Origin of the sequence: Pseudacidovorax intermedius (genome assembly GCF_003350475.1) — a bacterium.
GTDB classification, from domain to species: Bacteria; Pseudomonadota; Gammaproteobacteria; order Burkholderiales; family Burkholderiaceae_C; genus Xenophilus; species Xenophilus intermedius.
The window spans coordinates 184586-209090 of sequence record NZ_QQAV01000009.1 but is presented as its reverse complement, the minus strand read 5'-3'; the positions used below and the strand labels follow the sequence as shown (position 1 = coordinate 209090).

The 24505-nt window shown below is 67.1% G+C and carries 27 protein-coding genes; 16 read left to right on the top strand and 11 right to left on the bottom strand.

Features of this window, described 5'->3' with window-relative positions; genetic code table 11:
• Nucleotides 1-297 precede the first annotated feature (297 nt).
• The 6 genes from DFR41_RS20720 to adk all read left to right on the top strand — a co-directional run bounded on the left by DFR41_RS20720 (nucleotide 298) and on the right by adk (nucleotide 4090).
• Nucleotides 298-936 (top strand): MotA/TolQ/ExbB proton channel family protein, encoded by a 639-nt coding sequence (locus DFR41_RS20720; protein WP_017756990.1) that lies wholly within the window; start codon nucleotides 298-300, stop codon nucleotides 934-936.
• Nucleotides 937-998: 62 nt separating this feature from the next.
• Nucleotides 999-1433, top strand: a complete 435-nt coding sequence (locus DFR41_RS20715; RefSeq protein WP_425326716.1) for an ExbD/TolR family protein — start codon at nucleotides 999-1001, stop codon at nucleotides 1431-1433.
• Entirely contained in the window at nucleotides 1399-2409 is a 1011-nt protein-coding gene (gene lpxK / locus DFR41_RS20710) for a tetraacyldisaccharide 4'-kinase (protein WP_114804106.1), read from the top strand. The genes DFR41_RS20715 and lpxK overlap by 35 nt, the downstream gene beginning before the upstream one ends.
• On the top strand, nucleotides 2390-2572 hold the full coding sequence (locus tag DFR41_RS20705; protein WP_017756993.1) for a Trm112 family protein: 183 nt from the start codon (nucleotides 2390-2392) through the stop codon (nucleotides 2570-2572). The genes lpxK and DFR41_RS20705 overlap by 20 nt, the downstream gene beginning before the upstream one ends.
• On the top strand, nucleotides 2569-3315 hold the full coding sequence (gene kdsB / locus DFR41_RS20700) for a 3-deoxy-manno-octulosonate cytidylyltransferase (RefSeq protein ID WP_114804105.1): 747 nt from the start codon (nucleotides 2569-2571) through the stop codon (nucleotides 3313-3315). The genes DFR41_RS20705 and kdsB overlap by 4 nt, the downstream gene beginning before the upstream one ends.
• Before the next feature lie 118 nt (nucleotides 3316-3433).
• On the top strand, nucleotides 3434-4090 hold the full coding sequence (gene adk / locus DFR41_RS20695; RefSeq protein ID WP_043116162.1) for an adenylate kinase: 657 nt from the start codon (nucleotides 3434-3436) through the stop codon (nucleotides 4088-4090).
• 73 nt (nucleotides 4091-4163) lie between these two features.
• Here adk and DFR41_RS20690 read toward each other — a convergent pair whose 3' ends face one another.
• Complete coding sequence (locus tag DFR41_RS20690; protein WP_017756996.1) at nucleotides 4164-5099, bottom strand: asparaginase; 936 nt, start codon at nucleotides 5097-5099, stop codon at nucleotides 4164-4166.
• Nucleotides 5100-5218: 119 nt separating this feature from the next.
• On the opposite strand from DFR41_RS20690, the gene lexA reads away from it, so the two are divergent.
• The 4 genes from lexA (at nucleotide 5219) to DFR41_RS20670 (ending at nucleotide 8639) form a co-directional block, all read left to right on the top strand.
• Complete coding sequence (gene lexA, locus DFR41_RS20685; RefSeq protein ID WP_043116164.1) at nucleotides 5219-5911, top strand: transcriptional repressor LexA; 693 nt, start codon at nucleotides 5219-5221, stop codon at nucleotides 5909-5911.
• A gap of 130 nt (nucleotides 5912-6041) precedes the next feature.
• Nucleotides 6042-6392, top strand: coding sequence for a hypothetical protein (locus tag DFR41_RS20680; protein ID WP_114804104.1), 351 nt, complete (start codon nucleotides 6042-6044; stop codon nucleotides 6390-6392).
• A 73-nt stretch (nucleotides 6393-6465) separates the two neighbouring features.
• Complete coding sequence (locus tag DFR41_RS20675) at nucleotides 6466-7473, top strand: D-2-hydroxyacid dehydrogenase family protein (RefSeq protein ID WP_114804103.1); 1008 nt, start codon at nucleotides 6466-6468, stop codon at nucleotides 7471-7473.
• A complete protein-coding gene (locus DFR41_RS20670; protein WP_114804102.1) occupies nucleotides 7470-8639 on the top strand; it encodes an MFS transporter in 1170 nt (389 codons plus the stop codon). The genes DFR41_RS20675 and DFR41_RS20670 overlap by 4 nt, the downstream gene beginning before the upstream one ends.
• 53 nt (nucleotides 8640-8692) lie before the next feature.
• Here the strand turns inward: DFR41_RS20670 and DFR41_RS20665 are convergent, their stop codons facing one another.
• Nucleotides 8693-10684, bottom strand: a complete 1992-nt coding sequence (locus DFR41_RS20665; protein ID WP_147284406.1) for a hypothetical protein — start codon at nucleotides 10682-10684, stop codon at nucleotides 8693-8695.
• Between the two features lie 306 nt (nucleotides 10685-10990).
• Here DFR41_RS20665 and DFR41_RS20660 point away from each other — a divergent pair, with 306 nt between their 5' ends.
• The 4 genes from DFR41_RS20660 to DFR41_RS20645 all read left to right on the top strand — a co-directional run bounded on the left by DFR41_RS20660 (nucleotide 10991) and on the right by DFR41_RS20645 (nucleotide 15039).
• Nucleotides 10991-11770, top strand: a complete 780-nt coding sequence (locus DFR41_RS20660) for an oxepin-CoA hydrolase, alternative type (RefSeq protein WP_017760001.1) — start codon at nucleotides 10991-10993, stop codon at nucleotides 11768-11770.
• Between the two features lie 57 nt (nucleotides 11771-11827).
• Nucleotides 11828-12547, top strand: a complete 720-nt coding sequence (locus tag DFR41_RS20655; protein ID WP_017760000.1) for a Crp/Fnr family transcriptional regulator — start codon at nucleotides 11828-11830, stop codon at nucleotides 12545-12547.
• Between the two features lie 67 nt (nucleotides 12548-12614).
• Entirely contained in the window at nucleotides 12615-13721 is a 1107-nt protein-coding gene (locus DFR41_RS20650; RefSeq protein ID WP_114804100.1) for a phosphotransferase, read from the top strand.
• Nucleotides 13722-13767: 46 nt separating this feature from the next.
• Complete coding sequence (locus tag DFR41_RS20645; protein ID WP_017759659.1) at nucleotides 13768-15039, top strand: acyl-CoA dehydrogenase family protein; 1272 nt, start codon at nucleotides 13768-13770, stop codon at nucleotides 15037-15039.
• Nucleotides 15040-15158: 119 nt separating this feature from the next.
• Here DFR41_RS20645 and DFR41_RS20640 read toward each other — a convergent pair whose 3' ends face one another.
• From DFR41_RS20640 to DFR41_RS20615, 6 genes are all read right to left on the bottom strand, one after another.
• Complete coding sequence (locus DFR41_RS20640) at nucleotides 15159-15638, bottom strand: GNAT family N-acetyltransferase (RefSeq protein ID WP_017759658.1); 480 nt, start codon at nucleotides 15636-15638, stop codon at nucleotides 15159-15161.
• Nucleotides 15638-16180: an MOSC domain-containing protein gene (locus DFR41_RS20635; protein ID WP_114804099.1), complete on the bottom strand. Its 543-nt coding sequence runs from the start codon at nucleotides 16178-16180 to the stop codon at nucleotides 15638-15640. The genes DFR41_RS20640 and DFR41_RS20635 overlap by 1 nt, the downstream gene beginning before the upstream one ends.
• 10 nt (nucleotides 16181-16190) lie before the next feature.
• On the bottom strand, nucleotides 16191-17525 hold the full coding sequence (gene glmM / locus DFR41_RS20630) for a phosphoglucosamine mutase (protein ID WP_114804098.1): 1335 nt from the start codon (nucleotides 17523-17525) through the stop codon (nucleotides 16191-16193).
• Entirely contained in the window at nucleotides 17522-18340 is an 819-nt protein-coding gene (gene folP, locus DFR41_RS20625; protein WP_244917818.1) for a dihydropteroate synthase, read from the bottom strand. The genes glmM and folP overlap by 4 nt, the downstream gene beginning before the upstream one ends.
• A 98-nt stretch (nucleotides 18341-18438) precedes the next feature.
• Entirely contained in the window at nucleotides 18439-20355 is a 1917-nt protein-coding gene (ftsH, locus tag DFR41_RS20620; RefSeq protein ID WP_017759654.1) for an ATP-dependent zinc metalloprotease FtsH, read from the bottom strand.
• A 171-nt stretch (nucleotides 20356-20526) separates the two neighbouring features.
• Nucleotides 20527-21183 (bottom strand): RlmE family RNA methyltransferase, encoded by a 657-nt coding sequence (locus tag DFR41_RS20615; protein WP_114804097.1) that lies wholly within the window; start codon nucleotides 21181-21183, stop codon nucleotides 20527-20529.
• Between the two features lie 20 nt (nucleotides 21184-21203).
• Here DFR41_RS20615 and DFR41_RS20610 point away from each other — a divergent pair, with 20 nt between their 5' ends.
• Together DFR41_RS20610 and DFR41_RS20605 are read left to right on the top strand one after the other, a co-directional pair.
• A complete protein-coding gene (locus DFR41_RS20610; RefSeq protein WP_017759652.1) occupies nucleotides 21204-21677 on the top strand; it encodes a YhbY family RNA-binding protein in 474 nt (157 codons plus the stop codon).
• 72 nt (nucleotides 21678-21749) lie between these two features.
• Nucleotides 21750-22472, top strand: coding sequence for a glycosyltransferase (locus DFR41_RS20605; RefSeq protein WP_114804096.1), 723 nt, complete (start codon nucleotides 21750-21752; stop codon nucleotides 22470-22472).
• 27 nt (nucleotides 22473-22499) lie between these two features.
• Here DFR41_RS20605 and kdoO read toward each other — a convergent pair whose 3' ends face one another.
• The 3 genes from kdoO to greA form a co-directional block, all read right to left on the bottom strand.
• Complete coding sequence (gene kdoO, locus DFR41_RS20600; protein WP_017757708.1) at nucleotides 22500-23387, bottom strand: Kdo hydroxylase KdoO; 888 nt, start codon at nucleotides 23385-23387, stop codon at nucleotides 22500-22502.
• A 61-nt stretch (nucleotides 23388-23448) separates the two neighbouring features.
• Entirely contained in the window at nucleotides 23449-23853 is a 405-nt protein-coding gene (locus DFR41_RS20595; protein WP_114804095.1) for a DUF4149 domain-containing protein, read from the bottom strand.
• 4 nt (nucleotides 23854-23857) lie between these two features.
• The gene (gene greA / locus DFR41_RS20590; RefSeq protein ID WP_017757706.1) at nucleotides 23858-24334 is read right to left on the bottom strand and encodes a transcription elongation factor GreA; all 477 of its coding nucleotides are present in this window, start codon (nucleotides 24332-24334) and stop codon (nucleotides 23858-23860) included.
• Nucleotides 24335-24505 lie beyond the last annotated feature (171 nt).

Sequence of the window (24505 nt, the reverse complement as noted above, 5' to 3'; positions counted from 1 at the left end):
CGCCTTGCGTCTTCCACAAGTACCGCGGGCACTGACGCGCGTGCGGCGCATGACACTGGAGAGCCACGGTTTGTGGTGCAAGTGCTTGATGGAGAAAGAAAAACGACTGCTCAAAATCTGATCGTCCTGACGCCGGGCCCGTCAATGCTGGGCGCGCCAACGTTGCCCGCAGGGTTAGCCACAAAGTTATCCACAGAAAATGTGGGCGGCTGCAGCGCAGACGCACCGGGTCGCGAGAAACATTCGGTCATAATTTTCGGCTGTTGGGCAGCGCTTCGCGACCACGCAGGAGGAACCTTGTTTTCGATCTTAGTCGCCGCAGGCTGGCCCATCGTGCCGCTGCTTTTGTGCTCGATCATCGCCACTGCTCTCGTCATCGAGCGCTTCCTCAGCCTCAAGGCGGCCAAGGTGCTTCCACCGCAGTTGCTCAACGAGGCCATCGCCGTCTCCCAGGACGGCATTCCTCCCTCCGACGTGATCGCCAAGCTGGAAAGAAATTCGGCGCTGGGCGAGATGCTCGCCAGCGGCTTCCGTGCCGCCCAGGCCGGCCCGGGCCATCCGGCGGATGAAGTGCGCACGGCCATGGAGACCTCGGGCCGGGCGATCGCCCACCGGCTCGAACGCTATCTGCCCGCGCTCGCCACCATCGCCTCGGCCGCGCCACTGCTCGGCCTGCTGGGCACCGTCATCGGCATGATCGAGATCTTCGGCTCGCAGGCACCGGGAACCGGCGCTGCCGGCAATCCGGCGCAACTGGCGCACGGCATCTCCATCGCGCTCTACAACACGGCCTTCGGCCTGATTGTGGCGGTGCCGACGCTGATCTTCTGGCGCTACTTCCGCAGCCGCGTCGACGGCTATCTGCTGCACCTCGAACTGGCCGGCGAGCGCTTCGCCCAACACTTGGCCGGGTTGCGGGCGGCCCCCCGCCCATGAGCGCGCCCCTGCCGGGGGGCGCCCGCCCCGCCTCTGCGCCGGGGAGTCGCCGCAGCGGACGGATTCAACTGCGGGCCGCGTCACGCGACGAGCCGGAGATCAACCTGATCCCCTTCATCGACGTGCTGCTGGTGATCCTGATCTTCCTGATGCTGTCGACCACCTACAACCGGTTCACCGAGATGGAAGTCCGACTGCCCACGGCCGACGCCGAGACGGCCACGACCCGCCCGCGCGAGATCGTAGTGGCGGTGGCGGCGGACGGCCGGTATGCCGTCGACCGGCAAGCACTGCCGGATCGCAGCGTGGAGGCCCTGGCCAGCGCCCTCGCGCCGCTCGCCAAGGTCGACACCGGCGCTCCGGCGCCGATCCTCATCATCAGCGCCGATGCCGCCGCCGCCCATCAGTCGGTCATCACCGTGATGGAGGCGGCGCGGCGTGCGGGGCTGATGCAGATCACCTTTGCCACGCAGACCTCGGGCAAGGCGGCCCGCTGACGTGCTGGCCGAAGCCTGGGAACGCCGCGGCGCACGGGCTTGGTTGCTCCGGCCGCTGGCATGGCTCTTCGGCCTGCTTGCAGCCGCTCGGCGGCAGGCGTATGCCCGCGGGTGGCGCACGGTGCACCGGCTGCCCGTGCCCGTTGTCGTGGTCGGCAACGTGGTGGCAGGCGGCGCGGGCAAGACACCCGTGGTGGTGTCGCTGGTCCGGCACGCGCAGGCCCAGGGCTGGCCGGTTGGCGTCATCTCCCGAGGGCATGGGCGGCGCACGCGGGAGGGGCAGGTCGTCCACGCCGACAGCGATCCGCGCGACGTGGGGGACGAACCTCTGCTGATCCATCGCGCGACCGGCGCACCCGTGGTGGTCGATGCCGACCGGGTGGCCGCCGGGCGCCGGCTCCTGGCGCTGCATCCGGACACCCGCCTCATCGTCGCCGACGATGGTCTGCAGCACCTGCCGCTGGCACGCGATGTGGAGATCTGCGTGTTCGACGACCGCGGCATCGGCAATGGCTGGCTGCTGCCGGCGGGCCCGCTGCGCGAGCCCTGGCCGCGCCGGTGCGATCTGGTGCTGCACACCGGCGAGCAACCGGCCTTCGCGGGCTTCCGCGGACATCGGGCGCTGGCAGCACATGCGCTTGACCGGCAGAAGCAGCCCGTGCTCCTGACTGAACTGGCGGGGCGGGACGATCTGGTGGCAGTCGCAGGCATCGCCCAGCCCCAGCGTTTCTTCGACATGCTGCGCGCCCGGAGCCTGCGCCTGCAGCGCTGCATCGCGCTGCCAGACCACCATGACTACACGGACTGGGCACCGCCCAAGGGCGTGCAGCTGCTCTGCACAGAAAAGGACGCAGCCAAACTGTGGCCACGCGCGCCCTCGGCCCTGGCCGTGCCGCTGGAGTTCTCCCTCGAGCCGGCCTTCTTCGAGGCCCTCGACGCGCGGCTATCATCCCTCGATGGATCCGAAGCTGCTTGAACTGCTGGTCTGCCCGGTCACCAAGGGACCGCTGCAATGGGACGCCGCGCGTCAGGAACTGTGGTCGCGCAGTGCACGTCTCGCCTACCCGGTGCGCGATGGCATTCCTGTGATGCTCGAAAACGAGGCGCGCCCGCTCACGGACGAAGAACTCGGCCTGTGAGCTTCACCGTCCTGATTCCGGCGCGCATGAAGTCGACGCGCCTGCCCGACAAACCACTGGCGGATATTGGCGGCCTGCCGATGGTGGTGCGAGTGGCGCAGCAAGCCGCACGTTCGGGCGCCAGCAGGGTGTGCGTGGCCTGCGACGATCCACGCATCGTGCAGGCCTGCGAGGCGGCCGGCGTGCAGGCCCTGCGCACCCGCGCCGACCATCCCAGCGGCAGCGACCGCTTGGCCGAGGCCTGCGCCCTGCTCGGGTTGGCCGACGACACCATCGTGGTCAATGTCCAGGGCGACGAGCCGCTCATCGAGCCGACCCTGATCGACGCCGTCGCCCAGTCGCTGGCCGCCCGCCCGGACACGCCCATGGGCACGGCGGCGCACGCCATCGAGGACGAGGCCGACTTCGTCAACCCCAATGTCGTGAAGGTGGTACTCGACGCGGCAGGGCAGGCGCTCTACTTCAGCCGCTCTCCCCTTCCCTTCTGGCGCGACGGCGGAATGCCGCCCAGGCTTTCCGCGGACCACCCGGCGCTTCGCCACATCGGCATCTACGCCTACCGCGCCGGCTTCCTGCGCAGCTTCCCGGGCTTGGCAGCTTCACCGCTGGAGCGCGTCGAATCGCTCGAACAGCTTCGGGTGCTGTGGCATGGTCATCGCATCGCCGTGCACGTGACCCCGCACGCGCCGGGCACGGGTGTCGACACGCCCGAGGATCTGGCCCGCGTGCGCCTGCATTTCTGAACCGGCGGCGCATCCCGTTCGGTGCGGGGGGCGCATGCTATCCTCACCGCGATGGCGCGCCCGGAGGAGCCGGCACTGCTCGCCCACACGATTTCCATAAAAAGCTTCCGAGGACACCATGAGACTCATCCTGTTGGGCGCGCCGGGCGCCGGCAAAGGCACGCAGGCCACCTTCATCTGCCAGAAGTTCGGCATTCCCCAGATCTCCACCGGTGACATGCTGCGCGCCGCCGTGAAGGCGGGCACGCCGCTCGGACTCCAGGCCAAGGCCGTGATGGACGCCGGGGCGCTGGTGAGCGATGACCTCATCATCAACCTCGTCAAGGAGCGCATCGCGCTGCCCGACTGCGCCAATGGCTTCCTGTTCGACGGCTTTCCGCGCACCATTCCCCAGGCCGATGCGATGAAGGCGGCCGGCGTCAAGCTGGACTACGTGCTGGAGATCGACGTTCCCTTCTCCGACATCATCGAACGCATGAGCGGTCGCCGCTCGCACCCGGCCTCCGGCCGTACCTATCACGTGCGCTTCAATCCGCCGAAGGTCGAAGGCAAGGACGACGTGAGCGGCGAAGACCTGATCCAGCGCGAGGACGACAAGGAAGAGACGGTGCGCAAGCGCCTCGACGTCTACAGCCAGCAGACGCGCCCGCTGGTGGACTACTACGCGAAGTGGGCCGAGCAGGACCCCGTCAACGCGCCCAAGTACCGCGCGATCAGCGGCGTGGGCACGGTCGACGAGATCACACGCCGCGCGATGGCTGCGCTCGAGGGCTGACCCTCACGCCCTGGGGCTTACGCCCTCGGCATTCCCACGCCAAAGGCCGGCCGCAAGGCCCGGCCTTTTTGCTTCATGCAGGCCGATGGCGGCTGTCCATCAGATGGAGCATGAGCGAGATGCGCGCCTTCACCGGGGACAGGTCGAAGGCATGGGGACAACGATCCTCGCCACTCGACAGCACCGCCCCGTCCGCACAGCGGGTGGCACGTACCACGGCGATTCCCGCAGCCTGCGCCTTCGCGAGCGCCTCCTGGAGGCTCTCGTGGACTGTGCCATTGCCAGTCGCCGCCACCACGATGCCATCCACGCCGCCGGCCTGGACAAGCGCATCGACCAATGCCGTGTCGGCCCCTGCATGACTGGTGATGATCTGCACCGAAGGCCAGAGATCGGCGGCAGGCAGCCGCTGTGCGGAAAGCCTCGGGGCCAGCACCTCGGGCCACGCACAAATGCGCCGAATGCGCCCCTCCTCCACGAAGCCGACCGGTCCGCTTTCACCCGAGGAAAAGGCATCCAGCCGATAGGTGTGCACCTTGCGCACCTGCCGAGCCCGATGGATGGTGCCGGCACAGACTGCAAGCACGCCCCGCGCGCCGTCGGCCACCGCCACGGTCAAGGCGTCTCGCAGGTTCTGCGGGCCATCCGGGACGGGGGAACTCGCCGGCCTCATGGCGCAGGTAAGCACCACAGGCTTGTGCGCCATCAGCAACTCGCCGAGGAAGAACGCCGTCTCTTCCAGCGTGTCCGTGCCATGGGTGATGACGATGCCGCGCACGCCTGGGTCATCGAGCAGTTGCTGGCACCGGGAGGCCAGCGCCCGCCAGTGCGCATGCGACATGTCCTTGCTGTCGAGGTTGCACACCTGTTCGGCGGCCCAGGTGATGCCTTCAGGAATCGGCACGTCCGCAAGGAGCTCGCCGACCTCCACCTGCCCGGCCACGTAGCCGAGGTTGTCGCCAGCAATCGCCGCACGTCCGGCAATCGTGCCTCCGGTGCCGAGCACCACGACGCAGGAGGGATGGACGGGGGTGAGATGAGGACTTGTCAACGGTTTGAAAACTGGTTAAAAATACAGACACTGGATATGCACACAGTATGTGCATCAACCGCTGGAGCCGCAGACACATGCTCAAAGTGCCCACTCCCACCGCGTCGGTCAAGCTTACCGCCCGACAGCAGCAGATTCTCGAGTTGATCCGCGCCACCATGGCTCGCACGGGCGCGCCACCGACACGCGCCGAGATTGCTGCCGAGTTGGGCTTCAAGTCCGCCAATGCTGCCGAAGAGCACCTGCAGGCCCTCGCGCGAAAGGGCGTCATCGAGCTGGTGAGCGGCACCTCGCGTGGCATCCGGCTCAAGAGCGAGGCGCTGCGCAACCTGCAGGAGAGCCGCACGCCGCAGTTCTCGCTGCCCATTCCTGGACTGTCGCAGCTGTCCCTCCCGCTCATCGGCCGCGTCGCCGCTGGTGCTCCCATCCTGGCGCAGGAACATGTCGACCAGACCTATTACGTCGAAAGCACGCTGTTCCAGCATCGCCCCGATTACCTGCTCAAGGTGCGCGGCATGTCGATGCGCGACGCCGGCATCATGGACGGCGACCTGCTTGCAGTGCAAAGCACTCGCGAGGCACGCAACGGCCAGATCGTGGTGGCCCGGCTGGGCGACGAGGTCACCGTCAAGCGGCTCAAGCGGCTCAAGGACGTGGTCGAACTTCATGCCGAGAACCCCGACTACCCCACCATCATCGTCCAGCCCGGCGAGCCGTTCGAGATCGAAGGCCTGGCCGTCGGCCTGATCCGCAACACCATGCTGATGTAGCCCCCGCAGTCATTTGCTGCTGCCGCACCAGGTGGCGGGCGTATGGCCGGATGGCCATCACCCTGGTGCGTCGGCTTCGCTTCTCAATCCTGCCTGTGTCCAAACCCCTTCCGATCCTCAGGAGTTCAACATGGGAACCGCTCTGCTCGCCTTGTCCAGTCTTTTCGCCCCGATCCAGTCCTGGGTCGCTCGCCACGCCGATGCCCGCCGCAGCAGTGGACTGAATGCAACGGAGCTGCATTATGTGAATGTCCGCCCTCGCCCCGGCCGGGAGATGCGGCATGCCGCAAGCAGTCGGCGCGATGCAGCCGAGCGCCCCCCGCTGCGCGTCGTGCGGGTGGTGGAGCCGGGAGCGCCGCGCTCCCACGGTTCAAGACTGGTAATTGCCGGCCGCATGGCCGACGTCTGCGCCGAACTCGACCGCCTCGTCGAGAAGGAATTGCGCGAAGCCGCCCGGCCATCTGGCAGCACGCTGCACTGACGTCGCGCGACAGACGCTCGTCCTTTCGAGGACGAGCGGAAGACCGCCGGAGCCGGAGGCAAAATGGGCGGCCATGAACATCGTGATTCTCGACGACTACCAGGACGCCGTACGCAAGCTGCGCTGCGCCTCCAAGCTGGATGCCTATACCGCCAAGGTCTACACCAACACGGTCAAGGGCATCGGGCAGTTGTCGGTCAGGCTGCGGGACGCGGACGTGATCGTGCTGATCCGCGAGCGCACCCAGATCTCCCGCCAGCTCGTCGAGAAGCTGCCACGCCTCAAGCTGATCTCGCAGACGGGCCGCGTGGGCAGTCATGTGGATGTGAATGCATGTACCGAGTACGGCGTGGCCGTGGCCGAAGGCACCGGCTCTCCACTGGCTCCGGCCGAACTCACATGGGCACTGATCATGGCGGCCACACGCCGGCTGCCGCAGTACATCAGCAACCTCAAGCACGGCGCCTGGCAGCAGTCGGGACTGAAGTCTGCGTCGATGCCGCCCAACTTCGGCCTGGGCTCCGTGCTCAAAGGCAAGACGCTGGGCATCTGGGGCTATGGCCGCATCGGCCAGTTGGTGGCACGGTACGGACAGGCCTTCGGCATGCAGGTGGTGATCTGGGGTCGTGAGGCGAGCTGCGAGCGCGCGCGCAACGACGGCTTCCAGACGGCACCGAGCCGCGAGGCGCTCTTCGAGATGGCGGACGTGCTCACCCTGCACCTTCGGCTGAACGACGACACGCGCGGGCTGGTGAGACTGGAGGATCTGTCCCGCATGAAGCCGACCTCGCTGTTCGTCAACACAAGCCGCGCCGAGCTCGTCGAGTCCGACGCCTTGCTCGCCGCGCTCAACCGAGGCAGGCCTGGCATGGCGGCCATCGATGTCTTCGAAAGCGAGCCGCCCCTGCAAGGTCACGCGCTGCTGCGTCTCGAGAACTGCATCTGCACGCCGCACATCGGTTACGTCGAGCAGGAAAGCTACGAGCTCTACTTCGGACAGGCCTTCGACAACGTCGTGAGTTTCATCCGCGGCAATCCCACGAACATCGTCAATCCGGGGGCACTGCAGGTGCGCCGGTGAGGCGCGAGGCGCCCTGGCCGGGGGCGCTGTGGGCCCTGCTCTTCGGCAATTTCGCGATCGGCACGGGCGTGATGGTAGTGCCGGGCACGCTGCCCGAACTGGCTGCTTCGTTTTCGACCTCTATTGCCGCTGCGGGGCAGTTGATCACGGCGGGCGCACTGGTGGTCTGTGTTGGCGCTCCGCTGCTGGCCGGCCTGGTGGCGGGCTGGGACAGGCGACGGCTCCTCGCCGCCTCACTGGCTTGGTTTGCCTTGGGACACCTGGCGTCCGCACTGATGCCGACGCTCGGTGCGCTGATGCCCGTCCGCATGGCCACGCTTGTCGCGCCCGCGGTCTTCACTCCCCAGGCTGCCGCTTGCGTGGGCATGCTGGTGCCTGCGCACAGGCGCGCAGCGGCCGTGGCCTTCATTGTCCTGGGATGGTCCCTCGCGTCGGTGCTCGGGTTGCCGATGGCCGCCTACCTCGGCGGGCATTGGGGCTGGCGCGCGGCCTTCGGCGTCATCGCCGCCCTGACGGCGATTGGCGCCCTGTGGGTCTGGCGCACCATGCCGGCCGGAGTCAAGCCTGCCCCGCTTTCTCGCGAAGGCTGGTTGCAGGTGCTGCGCCATCCGATCCTGATGCCCGTCGTGGGCATCACGCTGCTTCAGGCAGCGGGGCAGTTCGTGCTCTTCAGCTATTTCGGGCCGCTGCTCGTCCAGCGACTGCACGCGGGTCCGGGCGAACTCAGCCTGATCTGGTTATGGATTGGCCTGTGCGGCGTGGTGGGCAATCTGCTGGCCACGCGCTACATGGACCGGTTGGGCAGTGCCGGGATGGCGATGCTCGCGATGGCGCTGATCAGCGTCAGCCTGCTGTTGTGGCCTTTGGGCCTGGCCCTGGGCTGGGCGGCGCTGACAGCGGTCCTGCTGCCCTGGGGCCTGGGCTGCTTCGCCGCCAACTCGTCGCAGCAGGCCAGGCTGGTGGGGCTGGCGCCCACGCTGGCCTCTGCGTCCATCGCCCTCAACAGTTCCGCGATGTACATGGGGCAGGCGGCAGGCGCAGGGTTGGGGGGCTGGCTGCTCGCCCGAGGCACGTCTTCGTGGATGAACTGGTGCGGCTTGGCGTGCCTGGTGGCCGCCATGCTGCTGAGCCTCCATCTGGGCCGCTGCGGCCGCGCTGCCGCCTGAGGGCGCAGCAGGCGGGCGGTGCACGCCCTAACGGCCGGCCCAGCCCAGCAGACTCAAGGAGTCGGCGGCTTCTTGATGGACGCGCCCGGCCGGATGCTGTCCTCGAGTTCCGGATCGAAGAGCTGGAAGTCCGGCGGCACCGGGTCGAAATCGTTCGGCACGGTCAGCGCCGCATCGGCATCGTGTGCGGCGGGTGGCGCCGGCTCGGCGGGGGGCGTGCGACCCTTCAGCGCCTTGGGGATGGTGTCGATGGACGACGCTTCCAGGTCTGAAAGGTCGAAGTCGATCGTGCCGGGCGGCGGCCCTGCCACGATAGGAGTCGCCGCGCCCCCGGCTGTCCCCGCCGCCAGCGGCAGCGGCGCGGTCGGCGGCTGCGAGACGGCCATCGGTGCCAGCAACCCCATCGCCGAGGTCGTCCCGGCATCGCTGGCCATCATCATGCTGCCGTTCGCGATGCGCTCCTGGGCGGCACCATACAGGGCCAGCAGCTCACGATACGCGGGCAGGTCGAAGGGCGCGTGGCCCTGCGAGTCCACGGCCTGGAACAGGAAGCCCTCGATGACGCCCAGCACCTCCCGGCGCGGCCACGCCTTCTCGATGCGCTCGACCGCCTCGGGATAGGCCGCCAGCGAACGACCTTCGTCCTGGAAGTCGTCATAGGCCGGCAACTCGAGCCCCAGCGCCTTGCGGCATTCGCGCCGTGTGGTGTCGTAATCGGCCCTGCGCCCCTGGGAATGCAACAGCCGCAGCAGTTCCATGTACATGAGCGGGCTGGTGACGCCGTACTCGTCCAGGTGATCGGCCAGCACGCCGACGGCCTGATCGAACTGCCCGAGCGACAGGCAGAACTCGGCCTGCTGCTGCACGTCGAGCAGCCTGTCGGCGCTCACCGGTTCCGGGCCATCCGGGGGCAGCGTGGAAATGGTGTCAGGCCCCGGGTCGGCCACCACCGCCACGGGGGCGGGCGTGGCAGCCGCACCGGCGAGATCGCCGGCAGCAGCGACGGCTGCCAGGCCAGCGGGCTTGATCGGCGGATCCGCTGGCAGATCGGCATCCGGCTCCACCTCGCTAGGCTGCCACCAGGATGCCTCCGCCGCCTGGCGCCTGGCACGGCGCCACAGCACGCCGGCCACGGCGAGCAGCACGGCCAGCAACAGCAGCAACGGCCAGAGCCACCACGGCCTTTCCGAGGCGGCCTCACGGGCCTGCGCCAGCTCGGTCCTGAGGCTTTCGATGGTGCGGTCGCGCTGAGCCATCTGTGCGCGCAGCGCCGCACTCTGACGGTCGGCGGACTGCGCGTCCTGGGGTGCGCTCGCCGCAGCGGCCGGCGTGGCGGCGGCATCGCTCGCGCCACCCTGGGGCAGTGGCGCAACGGCACCGGCCTCGATATTCCTCAGCCGGGTTGCGATCTTGAGCCAGGCGGGTGGCAATGTGTAGTCGTCTGCGGCGCCGGACGCGGCAGCAACGCCGGCAGCAGCCGCTGCGCGGGGGTCGAGCGCGTCCACACGCAGCCGTCCGCCGGTGGTGGCTGCGGGGGTCCGCGGCGCGGTCCGGACAGCACCGCTGGCCCGCTGCGCCGGCGTAGTGTCTCGCGTGCGCGCGCCGGCGGAGGCACTGCGCCCCTCGGTGCTGCGCGCCCCTTGGCGCGGCGGCTGAGCACCCACGGGCGGCAGCGACGCACCCAGCGCTCGCTCGGCGCGGTCGGCATCGATGGCCGAAACCGGGGGCGGGTCGGCCAGCAGCGCGAACTCACGCACCATCGTGGCGCCGCAACCCACACGCACATTCACTGTGACGACCGGCTCGTCGATCGGCCGGGTGGTGCGGATGCGCAGCCAGGGCGCGTCCGGCGAACGCCCCGGCTCCACGGTGGTGCCGAAGTCGCGGTCGGAGAGCGTGGCATCGCCCAGCTTCACACCGACCGAGGGACACGCACCGCCGCTGCCCTCCAGTTGCACGGGCACGCGCAGATCGAGCGGCTTGCCGATCCACACCGCCCCTTCCGGCCGGCCGATCGTCAACGCCGAGGCGGCAACGGGAAGCACAAGCCCCAGTCCGAGTACAAACGAAGCAGTCGATGCAGGTTTCGGAGGCACAGCGGGGCGTCGAGGGGAAGTAAAAGGTTTAAATATTTTCACACCACCCTGACGTTTATGAACAAACAAGATGCATATTTCTAACAGGGCTGCCGCCTCAGCCAAGCATCCCGACTCAATTGGCCTCGCCTCGACGCCATTTCACCCGCATTGCGACACCCTCCCGACGATGACAATCGCCGGGTTTTTTGTATTTCTGGAGACAACTGCCATGCCTCTTTCGCCCCGGCCTGACGCCGCCACGGAGCCTTCCCGATGAGCGCGGAATTGAAGAGCACCACGCAGGGCCGCACGATGGTGCTGACCCTGTCCAATCCTGCCCAGCGCAATGCGCTCGGCCCCGAGATGTACGCCGCCGGCGTCGAGGCCCTGGACGGCGCTGGCAGCAATGCCGAAATACGCTGCGTGGTGCTGGTCGGCGAAGGCCGCTGGTTCTGCGCGGGCGGATCTCTGCAGCGGCTGCAGTCCAACCGGGAGCGCGATCCCAGCGTGCAGGCCGAAAGCATCGACGCACTGCACAACTGGATCGAGGCCATCCGCAGCTTTCCGAAGCCGGTGATCGCCGCCGTCGAAGGCGCCGCCGCCGGCGCGGGGTTCTCGTTGGCGATGGCGTGCGATCTGGTGGTCTCGGCGCGCGATGCCGTGTTCGCGGCGTCGTACAGCAACGTCGCCCTGTCCCCCGATGGCGGCCTCAGCTGGCATCTGGCGCAGTGGCTGCCGCGCCAGCTGGCCACCGAATGGCTGATGAACGGCGAGCGCATCACCGCATCGCGCCTGCACGAACTCGGCCTGGTCAACACGCTGACCGAGACCGGCAATGCGCTGGACGAAGCGATGGCCCTTGCCCAGAAGCTGGAGGCCCGTGCCCCCAATGCGTTGGCCAGCATCAAGGAGCTTCTGGGCGAGGCCCGGGGCCGCACGCTCGGCGAGCAGCTGGGCCAGGAGCGCGAACACTTCGTGCGCAACCTCCACCATGCCAACGCCGGCATCGGCATCGGCGCTTTCCTCGGCAAGACCACCCCGAACTACCAATGAGCATGCTGGTCGCCCCTGCGACAAGCCTGCCAGATCCAGTCACGCAAACGACACGCCATGGATGACCCCATTCTTACCATCGAAGAACGAGAAGCCATCAACAGTGGCCGCTGGTTCACTTCACTCTCCCCTTCGCTCCGTCACGACATCCTCCGATGTGCCTTCGTCAAACGCTACAAGGACGGCGACCTGATCGCCGCACGGGGCGATCCGCCAGACCAGTGGATCGCCTGTGCGAAGGGCGCGGTGCGTGTGAGTTCGACGGCGGTCTCGGGCAAGCAAGTGACGCTGACGTACGTCGAGCCGGGCATCTGGTTCGGGGACGTCGCGATGTTCGATGGCGACCGGCGCACGCACGACGCCTATGCGCATGGCGACACGACCATCCTGTGCGTGGCACGTGCGGACTTCAACAAGATCCTCACCGCCCACGTGGAGTTGTACGAGGCGCTGATGCGCCTGCAGGCGCGACGCATCCGCACGCTCTTTGGCCTGGTGGAAGACCTGAACACCCTGCCCCTTCGGGCGCGGCTGGCCAAGCAGCTGGTGCATCTGGTGCGCAGCTACGGCGTCCCCAATCTGGCCGACGGAAGCCAGACGCGCATCGGCCTGCAGCTGGCACAGGAAGAGTTGGCGCAATTGCTGGGTGCCTCGCGTCAGCGCGTCAACCAGGAACTCAAGACGATGGAGCGCGAGGGCGCGATCCGCATCGAGCCGGCGGGGCTGGTGGTGCTGGACCGCGACGCGCTCACCCGCATCTCGCAGGCGGACAGCTGAGCGCGCCGTGCGGGGCGCGACAGGGCCGCCCCGCTCCCTTTCAAGAACAAAGAAAAAGCCAAGAGACATGAGCCAGGACTTCAGCACCTTCGTCGGCACCCGCGCGGTGTCCTCCCAGCATGCGGTCGACGTGCAGGCTCTCGAAGCCTGGCTCACCACGCACGTGGAAGACTTCAAGGGCCCATTGAGCATCGAGATGTTCAAGGGCGGCCAGTCCAATCCCACGTACAAGCTGCTGACGCCCGGCCGTCAGTACGTGATGCGCGCCAAGCCAGGCCCGGTGGCCAAGCTGCTGCCCTCGGCCCATGCCGTGGAGCGCGAATACAAGGTGATGCATGGCCTGGCAGGCTCCGATGTGCCCGTGCCGAAGATGCTGGCCCTGTGCGAGGACGAATCGGTGATCGGCCGCGCCTTCTACGTGATGGAGTGCATGCAGGGCCGCGTGCTGTGGGACCAGACGCTGCCCGGCATGTCCAACGCCGAGCGCGCCGCGATCTACGACGAGATGAACCGCGTCATGGCGGCGCTGCATACGGTCGACTTCGCCTCTCGCGGCCTGGGCGACTACGGCAAGCCCGGCAACTACTTCGAGCGCCAGATCGGCCGCTGGAGCAAGCAGTACAAGGCCTCCACCGATGGCGCCGGCGAGTTGTCGCAGCCCATCGACGAGATGGAGCGCCTGCTCGAGTGGCTGCCGGCCAACATTCCGGCCAGCGCACTCGATGCCTCGAAGGTGTCGATCGTCCACGGCGACTACCGCCTCGACAACATCATGTTCGCGGCCGATCAGCCGCGCGTCATCGCGGTGCTGGACTGGGAGTTGTCCACGCTGGGCCATCCCCTGGCCGATTTCAGCTACCACTGCATGTCCTGGCACATCCCCGCGGGCACCTTCCGCGGCATCGGCGGGGTGGACTTGGCGCCTCTCGGCATTCCGTCCGAGAAGGACTACGTGCGCCGCTACTGCGAGCGCACAGGGCTGACCACCCCCGAGGCGCTGGCGCAGGACTGGAACTTTTACCTCGCCTACAACCTGTTCCGTATTGCCGCCATCCTGCAAGGCATCGCCAAGCGGGTGGAAGCCGGCACCGCATCCAGCGAGCAGGCGGTCAATTCCGCCAAGGGCGCCCGTCCCATGGCGCAGTTGGCCTGGCAATTCGCCCAGCGCGCCTGAGGACAGCGCCGCTTTTCACGACACGACACCCACCACCGGAGACAGCATGGAGTTCGATTTTTCCCCCAAGGTCAAGGACCTGCAGAAGCGCGTCAGCGACTTCATGGACGAGTACATCTTTCCGGCCGAGGCGGAGTATGCGCAGGAGATGGAAGCCAACACGGCCGCCGGCAAGCGCTGGACGCCGCTGCAGGTGATCGAACGCCTGAAAGACAAGGCCCGCGCCCAGGACCTGTGGAACCTGTTTCTGCCCAACGACACGGCCGAGCTGGCCAAGAAGAAGGGCGGCGGCCTCACCAACATGGAGTACGCGCCGCTGGCCGAGTTGATGGGCCGTGTGCCATGGGCATCCGAGGTCTTCAACTGCTCGGCGCCCGACACGGGCAACATGGAGACCATCGCGCGCTACGGCTCCGATGCGCACCGCGAGCAATGGCTGACACCGCTGCTCGACGGCAAGATCCGCTCGGCCTTCGCCATGACCGAACCTGCTGTGGCGTCCAGCGATGCCACCAACATCGAGACCCGCATCGAACGCCAGGGCGACGAGTACGTCATCAACGGCCGCAAGTGGTGGATCTCGGGCGCCGGTGACCCGCGCTGCAAGGTCTTCATCACCATGGGCAAGTCCGACCCTGAAGCGCCCAAGCATTCGCAGCAGAGCATGGTGCTCGTGCCCGAGGGCACGCCCGGCATCAAGATCCTGCGTCCGCTCAACGTGATGGGCTACGACGACGCGCCCCATGGCCACATGGAGATGGTGTTCGAGAACGTGCGCGTGCCGGCCAGCAACATCCTGCTGGGCGAAGGCCGAGGCTTCGAGATCGCCCAGGGCCGCCTGGGCCCAGGCCGCATCCACCACTGCATGCGCCTGATCGGCCTGGCCGAACGTGCGCTGGAGCTCATGTGCCGCCGCGCGTCGTCCCGCGTTGCCTTCGGCAAGGCCGTGGCCGCGCAGACGGTGACGCAGGAGCGCATTGCCGAAGCACGCTGCCGCATCGACATGGCCCGCCTGCTGACGCTCAAGGCCGCCTGGCTGATGGACGTCGCCGGCAACAAGGTCGCCAAGACGGACATCGCCATGATCAAGGTGGTGGCGCCCAGCATGGCCTGCCAGGTGATCGACTGGGCGATGCAGGTGCATGGCGGCGGTGGCATGAGCGATGACTTCCCGCTGGCCTACGCATACGCCAATGCCCGCACGCTGCGCTTCGCCGACGGCCCGGACGAAGTGCACCGCAATGCCATTGCGAAGTGGGAACTGGGCAAGTACGCGGCGGACAAGACGCCGATCGAGCCGCCCGTCACGCGCTTCTGAGTTCAGGGCCGCACAGAGACAAGAGCCGCTGCTGCCTCGACGGGCTGCAGCGGCTTTTTGCTTGCAGGGTCGCGTCACTGCCGATCGAGCGCGATCACGCGCGGACGACAGCAGGCGAGCTAGAGCTTCTTCTGAAGGAAGATCGCCTTGCCGTACGCCGGGTCGAGCTCGTAGCCATCGAAACCCGCGCGCCGGTAGGCATTGAGCGCGGGCGCATTGCCGGAGAGCACTTCCAGCGTCAGCTTGCAGGCGCCGCGCCGACGGGCCTCTTCCTCCACGACAGCCAGCATTCGCTGCGCCACGCCCTGCCCGCGCGCATGCGCCAGCACCACCACGTCGTGGACATTCACCAGCGGCCGGCAGGCAAAAGTGGAAAAACCTTCGAAGCAGTTGATGAGCCCGACGGGCTCGTCCTGCGCGTCATAGGCCAGCACGCTGAAGGCCTGCGGGCGGGCTGCAAGGGCGGCCGGCAACTGGCGTTTGGCTTCGGCATCCAGCGGTTGCCCGCCACCGGCCGGATCGCAGGCATAGGCATCGAGCAGCCGCACCAGCGCCTCGGCCTGCTGCGGATCAAGGTAGTCGACAAGGCGGGTGCGCATCAGACAGGCTCCAAGGGACGATAGGGCTCGGCAGGCTGGACGACGGTGATAGCATCACCGGCGGCCACCGAACCACCCGTGGTCACGACGGCCATCACACCTGCCTTGCGCACGGTATGGCCCTCGGCATCGCGGTCCAGCACTGCGGCCATCAACCCGGGCTGGAAGCGGTCGATCTGCTTGCATGGATTGCGCAGGCCCGTGAGCATCACTTCGGCGCTCGCGCCGAGCCGCAGCCGCGTGCCGGTGGGGAGGCTCAGAAGGTCCAAGCCGCGCGTCGTGATGTTCTCGCCCATTTCGCCGGGAAAGACCGGGAAGCCCCTCGGCATCAACTCGTCGAACAGTTCGGCATGCAGAAGGTGCACCTGGCGCAAGTTGGGCTGCTGCGGATTGCGGGCCACGCGCGAGCGGTGCTTCACGGTCGTGCCCGCATGGGCATCCCCCTCGACCCCCAGCCCTTCGACCAGCACGATGTGGTCTTCCTCGAACTTGGAGAAGCCGTGCACGGTGCTGGCGTGGACGGCCGCGACGCGCGCTTGCATGTCCGCCGGCTCAGGCGACGGCGACGGTGGCCGCAATGCGCGAGGCCAGCGCCTGGGCGCGCGCTTCCTCGGGGGCTTCCACCATCACCCGCAGCAGCGGCTCCGTGCCGCTGGCACGGATCAGCACGCGGCCCTGGTCGCCCAACTCGGTCTCCACGCGGGCGCTTTCCTCGGCCAGGGCTGGATTGGCCTTCCAGTCCTGCCCGGGGGCGAGCCGCACGTTGACCAGGCTCTGCGGGAAGAGCTGCACCTCGGCCAGCAGTTCGGCCATGCTGCGTCCCCGCCGCACGATGGCCTGAAGCACCTGCAGTGCACTGACCAGACCGTCCCCGGTGGTGTGACGGTCCAGCGCCAGAAGGTGCCCCGAGCCTTCGCCGCCCAGCAGCCAGCCTCTACGATCCAGCTCTTCCAGCACATAGCGATCCCCCACCTTGGCGCGGACGAAGTCAATGCCGGCATTGCGCAAGGCCACCTCGACCGCCTTGTTGGTCATCAATGTGCCGACCACACCTTCGACGGGCATGCCGCGGGCCACGCGGTCCATGGCCATCAAGTACAGGAGCTCGTCGCCATTGAACAGCCGCCCCGACGCATCGACCATCTGCAGGCGATCGGCGTCGCCGTCGAGCGCGATGCCGTAATCCGCACCCTGCGCCCTGACCTCAGCCATCAACGCCCCGGGATGGGTGGCACCCACGCCCTTGTTGATGTTGAGTCCGTCGGGCCGCACGCCGATGCTGGCCACATCGGCACCCAACTCGTGGAAGATGTTGGGCGCCACCTGGTAGGCCGCGCCGTGCGCTGCATCGACCACCAGGCGCATTCCGCGCAGGCTGAGGTCGGTCGGGAAGGTGCTCTTGCAGAACTCGATGTAGCGGCCCGCGGCATCGCTCAGCCGACGGGCACGGCCCAACCCGGCGGAGTCGACCCACACGGGCGGTTCGGCCAGCGCAGCCTCGACCTCTGCCTCCCACTCGTCGCTGAGCTTGGTCCCCTGCGCGCTGAAGAACTTGATGCCGTTGTCGGGATAGGCGTTGTGGCTTGCACTGATCACCACGCCAAGACTGGCTCGCTGGGCACGAGTCAGGTAGGCCACGCCCGGCGTCGGCAAGGGGCCCAGCAGCAGAACGTCGACGCCCGCGGAGTTGAAGCCAGACTCCATCGCCGACTCCAGCATGTAGCCGGAGATGCGCGTGTCCTTGCCGATGAGCACGGTGGGCCGCGCCTCCTTGCGCTTGAGCACCCGCCCCACCGCATGCGCGAGGCGCAGCACGAAGTCGGGGGTGATCGGGGCCTGCCCCACGGTGCCACGGATACCGTCCGTGCCGAAATACTGTCTGGTCATGTGTCGGGTTCTTGTTGTTGTGGTCGAGGGGCTGGAGTCTGGGCCTGCATGGCTGACCACACGGCCAACCCCTGCACCGTCTCGCGCACGTCGTGCACACGCAGCACGCGAGCGCCGCGGTCGGCCGCGAGCACGGCCGCCACGACGCTGGGCAGGGCGCGTTGCGACGCCTCCGCCAGGCCGGTGACGGCACCCAGCGCGGATTTTCGCGACCATCCCGCAAGAATCGGGAAACCAAGTTGCGCAAAGGCCTGCTGGCGGCCCAGAAGTGAGAAATTCTGCTCAACGGTCTTGCCGAAGCCCACGCCAGGGTCGATCACGATGCGCTCGGCAGCCACCCCCAAGGCTTGAAGCTGACGCGCCTGTTCCGCCAGAAAGTCCACCGCCTGGGCCACGGCATCGCCCTCCATGGGCGCCACCTGCATGGTCTGGGGATCGCGGTGCATGTGCATCAGGCAGACGCCGCAGCGAGGATGGCCCGCCACGACCTCGCGGGCGCCTCGCTGACGCAGGCTCCAGATGTCGTTGACGATGTCCGCGCCCAGGTCAAGCACGGCCTTCATCACCTGGGGCTTGTAGGTGTCGATGGACAGCGGCACATCCAGCCGGACCGCTTCGCGGATCACCGGCACGACCCGTCGAAGCTCTTCCTCCAGCGGCACGGCGGGACTTCCGGGCCGGGTGGATTCGCCGCCGATGTCGAGAATGTCGGCTCCTTCGGAAAGAAGTTGTTCGCAGTGCGCCAGCGCAGAAGACACATCCGCATGCGACCCGCCGTCCGAGAAGGAATCGGGCGTCACGTTGACGATGCCCATCACCAGCGGCCGGGCCAGATCCAGCTGGAAACGGCCAGCCTGCCAACCAAAGAAAACGGGGCCCGAAGGCCCCGTCTGCATGAGGTCCGCGGCCGGCATCATGCTGCGGTGGGCGCCGGGTCGGGCTTGACGGCCGGCGCGCCACCGCTGCCGCCACCGGAGGACGGCGTGCGCGGCGTGAAGTCCTTGGGCGGACGCGGCTCACGGCCCGCCATGATGTCGTCCAGTTGTTCGGCGTCGATGGTCTCCCACTCGAGCAGGGCCTTGGCCATGGCGTGCATCTTGTCGCTGTTCTCCTCGATCAGGCGACGCGCCAGGGCGTACTGCTCGTCGATGATGCGGCGCACCTCCGAGTCCACCTTCTGCATGGTGGCCTCGCTCATGTTGGTGGTCTTGGTCACCGAACGGCCCAGGAACACCTCGCCCTCATTCTCGGCATAGACCATCGGGCCCAGGGCTTCGCTCATGCCGTACTTCATGACCATGTCGCGGGCCAGATTGGTGGCACGCTCGAAGTCGTTCGAAGCGCCGGTGGTCATCTGGTTCATGAACACCTCTTCGGCGATCCGGCCACCGAACAGCATGCTGATCTGGTTGAGCATGTACTCGCGGTCGTAGCTGTACCGATCGTTCTCGGGCAGGCTCATCGTTACGCCGAGCGCGCGGCCGCGCGGAATGATGGTGACCTTATGGACCGGATCGCACTTGGGCAGCATCTTGCCGATCAGCGCGTGGCCGGACTCGTGGTAGGCCGTGTTGCGGCGCTCTTCCTCGGGCATGACCATGCTCTTGCGCTCGGGACCCATGAAGATCTTGTCCTTGGCCTTCTCGAAGTCCTGCATCTCCACGACGCGGGCATTGCGGCGGGCCGCCATTAGCGCAGCTTCGTTGCACAGGTTGGCCAGGTCGGCACCTGACATGCCCGGCGTGCCGCGAGCGATGACGCTCGGGTTGACGTCCTGGCCTACCGGGATCTTGCGCATGTGCACGCTCAGGATCTGCTCGCGACCTCGGATGTCCGGCAGCGTCACATAGACCTGGCGGTCGAAGCGACCAGGGCGCAGCAGCGCGGCGTCCAGGATGTCCGGGCGGTTCGTCGCAGCGACGACGATCACGCCGAGGTTGGTCTCGAAGCCGTCCATCTCGACCAGCATCTGGTTGAGAGTCTGCTCGCGCTCGTCGTTGCCGCCGCCCAGGCCCGCGCCACGCTGGCGGCCGACGGCGTCGATTTCATCGATGAAGATGATGCAGGGTGCGTTCTTCTTGGCGTTCTCGAACATGTCGCGCACACGGGCCGCGCCGACGCCGACGAACATTTCCACGAAGTCGGAGCCCGAGATGCTGAAGAACGGCACCTTGGCTTCGCCTGCGATGGACTTGGCCAGCAGCGTCTTGCCGGTGCCCGGAGGGCCGACCAGCAGCAGGCCCCGGGGAATGCGCCCACCAAGCTTCTGGAACTTCTGCGGGTCCTTCAGGAAGTCGACGACCTCCTTCACCTCTTCCTTGGCCTCGTCGCAGCCCGCGACGTCCGCAAAAGTGACGGTGTTGTTGTTCTCGTCCAGCATGCGCGCCTTGCTCTTGCCGAAGCTGAAGGCGCCGCCCTTGCCGCCGCCCTGCATCTGGCGCATGAAGTACACCCACACGCCGATGAGCAGCAGCATGGGGCCCCAGCTCACCAGCAGCGTCATGAGCAACGAGCCCTCTTCGCGCGGCTTGACGTCGAACTTGACGTTGTGGTCGATGAGGTCGCCGACCAAGCCTCGATCGAGGACCGTGGCGTTGGTGCGGATCTTCCGGTCGTCGTTGGTGATGGCGGTGATTTCGCCACCGGCCAAGCCCTCGGGGATGACCGCGCTCTTGATCTGGTTGTTGCGGACCTGCTCCAGGAACTCGGAGTAGTTCACAGTGCCGGATCCCATGGCGCCCCGGGTGTCAAACTGCTTGAACACCGTAAAAAGCACCATGGCGATGACCAGCCAGACGGCGATCTTGGAAAACCACTGATTGTTGTTCAAACGAAGCTCCAGTCGTAATGCGCGATCAGACACGCGCCATCGTGAACCCTTGCACGATGCTAATTGACGGTCATTTTAGGCTTTTCAAGCTGCGAAAAAGACCTACACGCCTATGACGTCCATAGGACCAGCACGGTTACGAAATTCGAATCGCGCTGAAGCTGCGGCACGTCAAGACTTCAGCCCGATGCCCACGAGGAAGGTTTCCGACGAGCGGTCCCGCGAAGACTTGGGCTTGTGGGGCTTTACCACCTTGAACGTCGCCTTGAAAAGGCGCACCAGCGGATCGTAGGCGGCACCATGAAAAACCTTCGTCACCAACGCCCCTTCAGGACGCAGGTGATGGAGCGCGAAATCCACGGCCAGTTCCACCAGGTTCTCGACACGCGCCGCGTCCGCCGACTCGATGCCCGAGAGATTGGGGGCCATGTCCGACACCACCAGATCCACCGGCCGCCCGGCGACGGCGGTCTCCAGTTGCGCGAGCACCTCCGGCTCACGGAAGTCGCCCTGCAGGAAGACGACGCCTTCGATCGGTTCCATCGGCAGCATGTCCAGCGCGATCAGCGTCCCGTCCAGCGCACCTTGCGCAGCGCCCACGGGTGCCATGCGCCGACGCAGGTACTGACTCCAGGCACCCGGTGTGGACCCAAGATCCACCACCACCTGCCCCGGTCGCACCAGGCCGAAGGCTTCGTCGATCTCCTTGAGCTTGTAGGCCGCGCGGGCGCGGTAACCCTCCTTCGCGGCCAGTTTGACGTAAGGATCGTTGACGTGATCGTTGAGCCAGGCCTTATTGACCTTCTTGCTCTGGGTGCGGACTTTCATGCGGGCTCGATAATACGGGGATGCCCGCCATTCAACTGACTCCCGCACAGCGCAAGGCGCATCGTGCGGACGCCCACCACCTCGACCCGATCGTCATGATCGGCAGCGACGGGCTTACCGACGCTGTCAAGAAGGAAGCCGACGCGGCCCTCAAGGCACACGGCCTCATCAAGATCCGCGTCTTCTCCGACGACCGCCTCGCCCGCGACGCCATGCTGGGCGAACTGGCCGATGCCCTGGACGCCGCGCCCATCCAGCACATCGGCAAGTTGCTCGTGCTGTGGCGTCCCAAGCCGGCCAAGGCGCGCGGCGAAGAGGACGAGGACCGCATGCCCGGCCCGCGTGACGTCAAAATTCTCAAGTACAGCAAGCGCGGCGGCCAGCGGCCGGAGGTCAAGATGCTGCGCGTGCTGGGCAACCAGCGCCTCACGCCTGGCGGACTTGTCAAGCGTGCCAAGCCCAAGCAGAAATCGATCAAGAAGCGGCAGGACTGACGCGTGAGCGCGATTTCAGTCGCTGGCGCCGATCACGGCGCGCCTGCGCAGCGGCAACGACACATCCTGTGCATGAAGTGGGGCACCAAGTACGGGCCCCACTACGTCAACCGTCTTTATGCAATGGCCCGCCGGCAAATGACCGGCGACTTCAGCTTCGTCTGCCTCACGGACGACGAGCGCGGCATCCGCCCCGAGGTGCGCTGCCTGCCCATCCCGCAACTGGCGATGGAGCTCAAGCCGGGTCAGCCAGACCGCGCCTGGCGCAAGCTCACCACCTTCGAAGCGGACCTGCACGGCCTGCGCGGCACGGCGCTGTTCGTCGACCTAGACGTGGTGATCGTCGGTGGCCTGGATGCCTTCTTCGAGCAACCCGGTGAATTCCTCATCATCCACGACTACCCGCGCTTCTGGCGATTGGGCGAACGGGTGACGGGCAATTCCTCGGTCTATCGCTTCGAACTGGGTGCTCATGCCGACGTGCTGGCGTACTTCCGCACCCACATGGACGAGGTGCCGCGGCAGTACCGCAATGAACAGGCCTATCTGTCGGCCTTCCTGCACCGCCAGGGCAAGCTGAGCTACTGGCCTGCCGAATGGTGCCCCAGCTTCAAATACCACAGCATTCCGCCGTGGCCCCTCAACCTCTGGAAGCAACCCGAGGTGCCGCCCGGCGCCCGCATCGTCATCTTCCACGGGGAATGCAACCCGCCCGATGCGCTCGCGGGCCGACGCAACCGGCGATTCCGGCACATCGAACCCGCCGGCTGGGTTGACCAGCACTGGCGCGAATAGTCGCGCCTGCGCGGGCCTGAGCTTGGTTCAGGCCGCAGCCTCCGCCCCCACAAGCGCCCGCCCCGTCAGGCGTGTGAGGATGCCGAGCGGGCTCGCTGCGGGGTCGTACTCGCCGCCTGCGCGCAGGAACAGGGTCTGCTCCATCATGTACTGGCCCGACATCGCGGCATGCGAGGTCTGGTCCGAGAAGCAGACCCAGGTCGAGCCTGCCGGGAAGTGGACGGTCTGTTGCGGCGAGTTGCGCTGATAGTCGAGGTCGCGCTTCATGCCGTCATGCAACTGGAGCATCAGGTGGTCGTACTCGCTGCGCAGCGACTTGGTCACATGCAGCGCCGCCAGCGCCTTGGCCTGCCAGAGCGCATAGGGCTTGGCGCGCGGCAGGAAGGTGCGGGCGACGGTCTCGAACGGCTCGCCCACGCGCCAGACGCGCTCGCCACCCGAGGGATGGATGTTGGTGAAGACACGCAGGATGCGCTCGCCGCGGTTGGGCCGTGAGGGAAAGGCATCCACGTGCAGCCGGCGGTCGTCGGCGCGCCAGGACTGCTCGCGGCTCTCCACCTCCGAAGGGCGCAGGCTCGTGGGTGCCAGCCGCAGCTTGTGCTGGTAGCCAGGCAGCAGCCGCGCGATCAACTCCTGCGACTGCGCCCGGAATCGGCCCATCCAGTCGGTGACGGCTGCCTGGACGGCGCCCTCGCCCGCCAAGCCTTTGAGTCGGCCGTCGGCATCGAGGCTGATGTTGCGCGACTTCGGATCACGCATCTCGGGCCGCAGCAGCGCCTGCTCCTCAGCGCTGAGGCCAAAGCCCAGGTGCGGAAAGTACAGCACCTTGCCGGACTCGAGCGCGGCGGTCCACGCCGGGTTTTCCTGCAACTGCCCCACGGACGAGGCGGTGATCTCGATGATCTGGGACTCCATGGTCACTCTTGATGTTGTTATGACCGGCCATGGTGCCACCAAGTGGCGGAACGCGCCTTCGCTAGGCTCTACGCCACAGGGTTGCACCCGCACACAGCCATTGCGCCGCGTACATGGCCGTTCCCACGCCGTGCCACAGGCGAAGGTTCTCGCGCGCGACGATCCGCGGCGCGACGGCGTACTCCACCAGCAGGGCCAGCAGCAAGCCGCCGAGCATCAGCATCACCACGCCCGGGGGCGTCTCCGGCTCGCCCTCGTCCCGGCGGCCCATCGCCACCAGCATGAGGAGCACGCAGCCCACGGTGATCCAGGTCTGGGCGGAGAACAGCTTGGCCGCGGTCGCCCCGGCGAGCGCGGGCGTGGGCAGGTGCATGAACAGCAGCGGCACAGCAACGAAGCCGATTGCCGTGAGACTGCCCCACCAGAGCCCGGCGGCCATCAAGGCCACCCGCGGTTTCCAGGCCATGTGCTCAGGCGTAGCTGACGCCGACGATCTCGTAGCGCTTGACACCACCAGGCGCCTGCACCTCGGCCACGTCTCCCTCCTCCTTGCCGATCAGGGCACGGGCGATGGGGCTGGAAATGTTGATCAGACCCTGCTTCAGGTCGGCCTCGTCCTCGCCGACGATCTGGTACTTGACGGTATCGCCGGTGGACTCTTCCTCGAGCTCGACCGTCGCGCCGAAGACGACCTTGCCACCGCCGTCGATTTCGGAAGGATCGATGACCTGCGCAGCAGACAGCTTGCCTTCGATCTCCTGGATGCGGCCTTCGATGAAGCCCTGTCGGTCCTTGGCAGCGTCGTAGTCGGCGTTCTCGCTCAGGTCGCCCTGGGCGCGCGCCTCGGCGATGGCGTTGATCACGGAGGGACGCTCCACCGTCTTCAGGCGATGGAGTTCTTCGCGCAGCTTTTCTGCGCCACGCTTGGTGATGGGAATGGTGGCCATGTCCGTCGTCGTTCTGGTCTGTCAAAGAAGCCCGGGCGGCCCATCCCAAGGAGGGGCTGCCCCACCGATGCGCGACGCGCACAGCGGCATGGGCCGGCGGCAAAAAAGAACGACACCGCCGGGCCGGAGCCGGGCGGTGTCGGTCATTCGATTATGCCGGCTGTTGCGGCC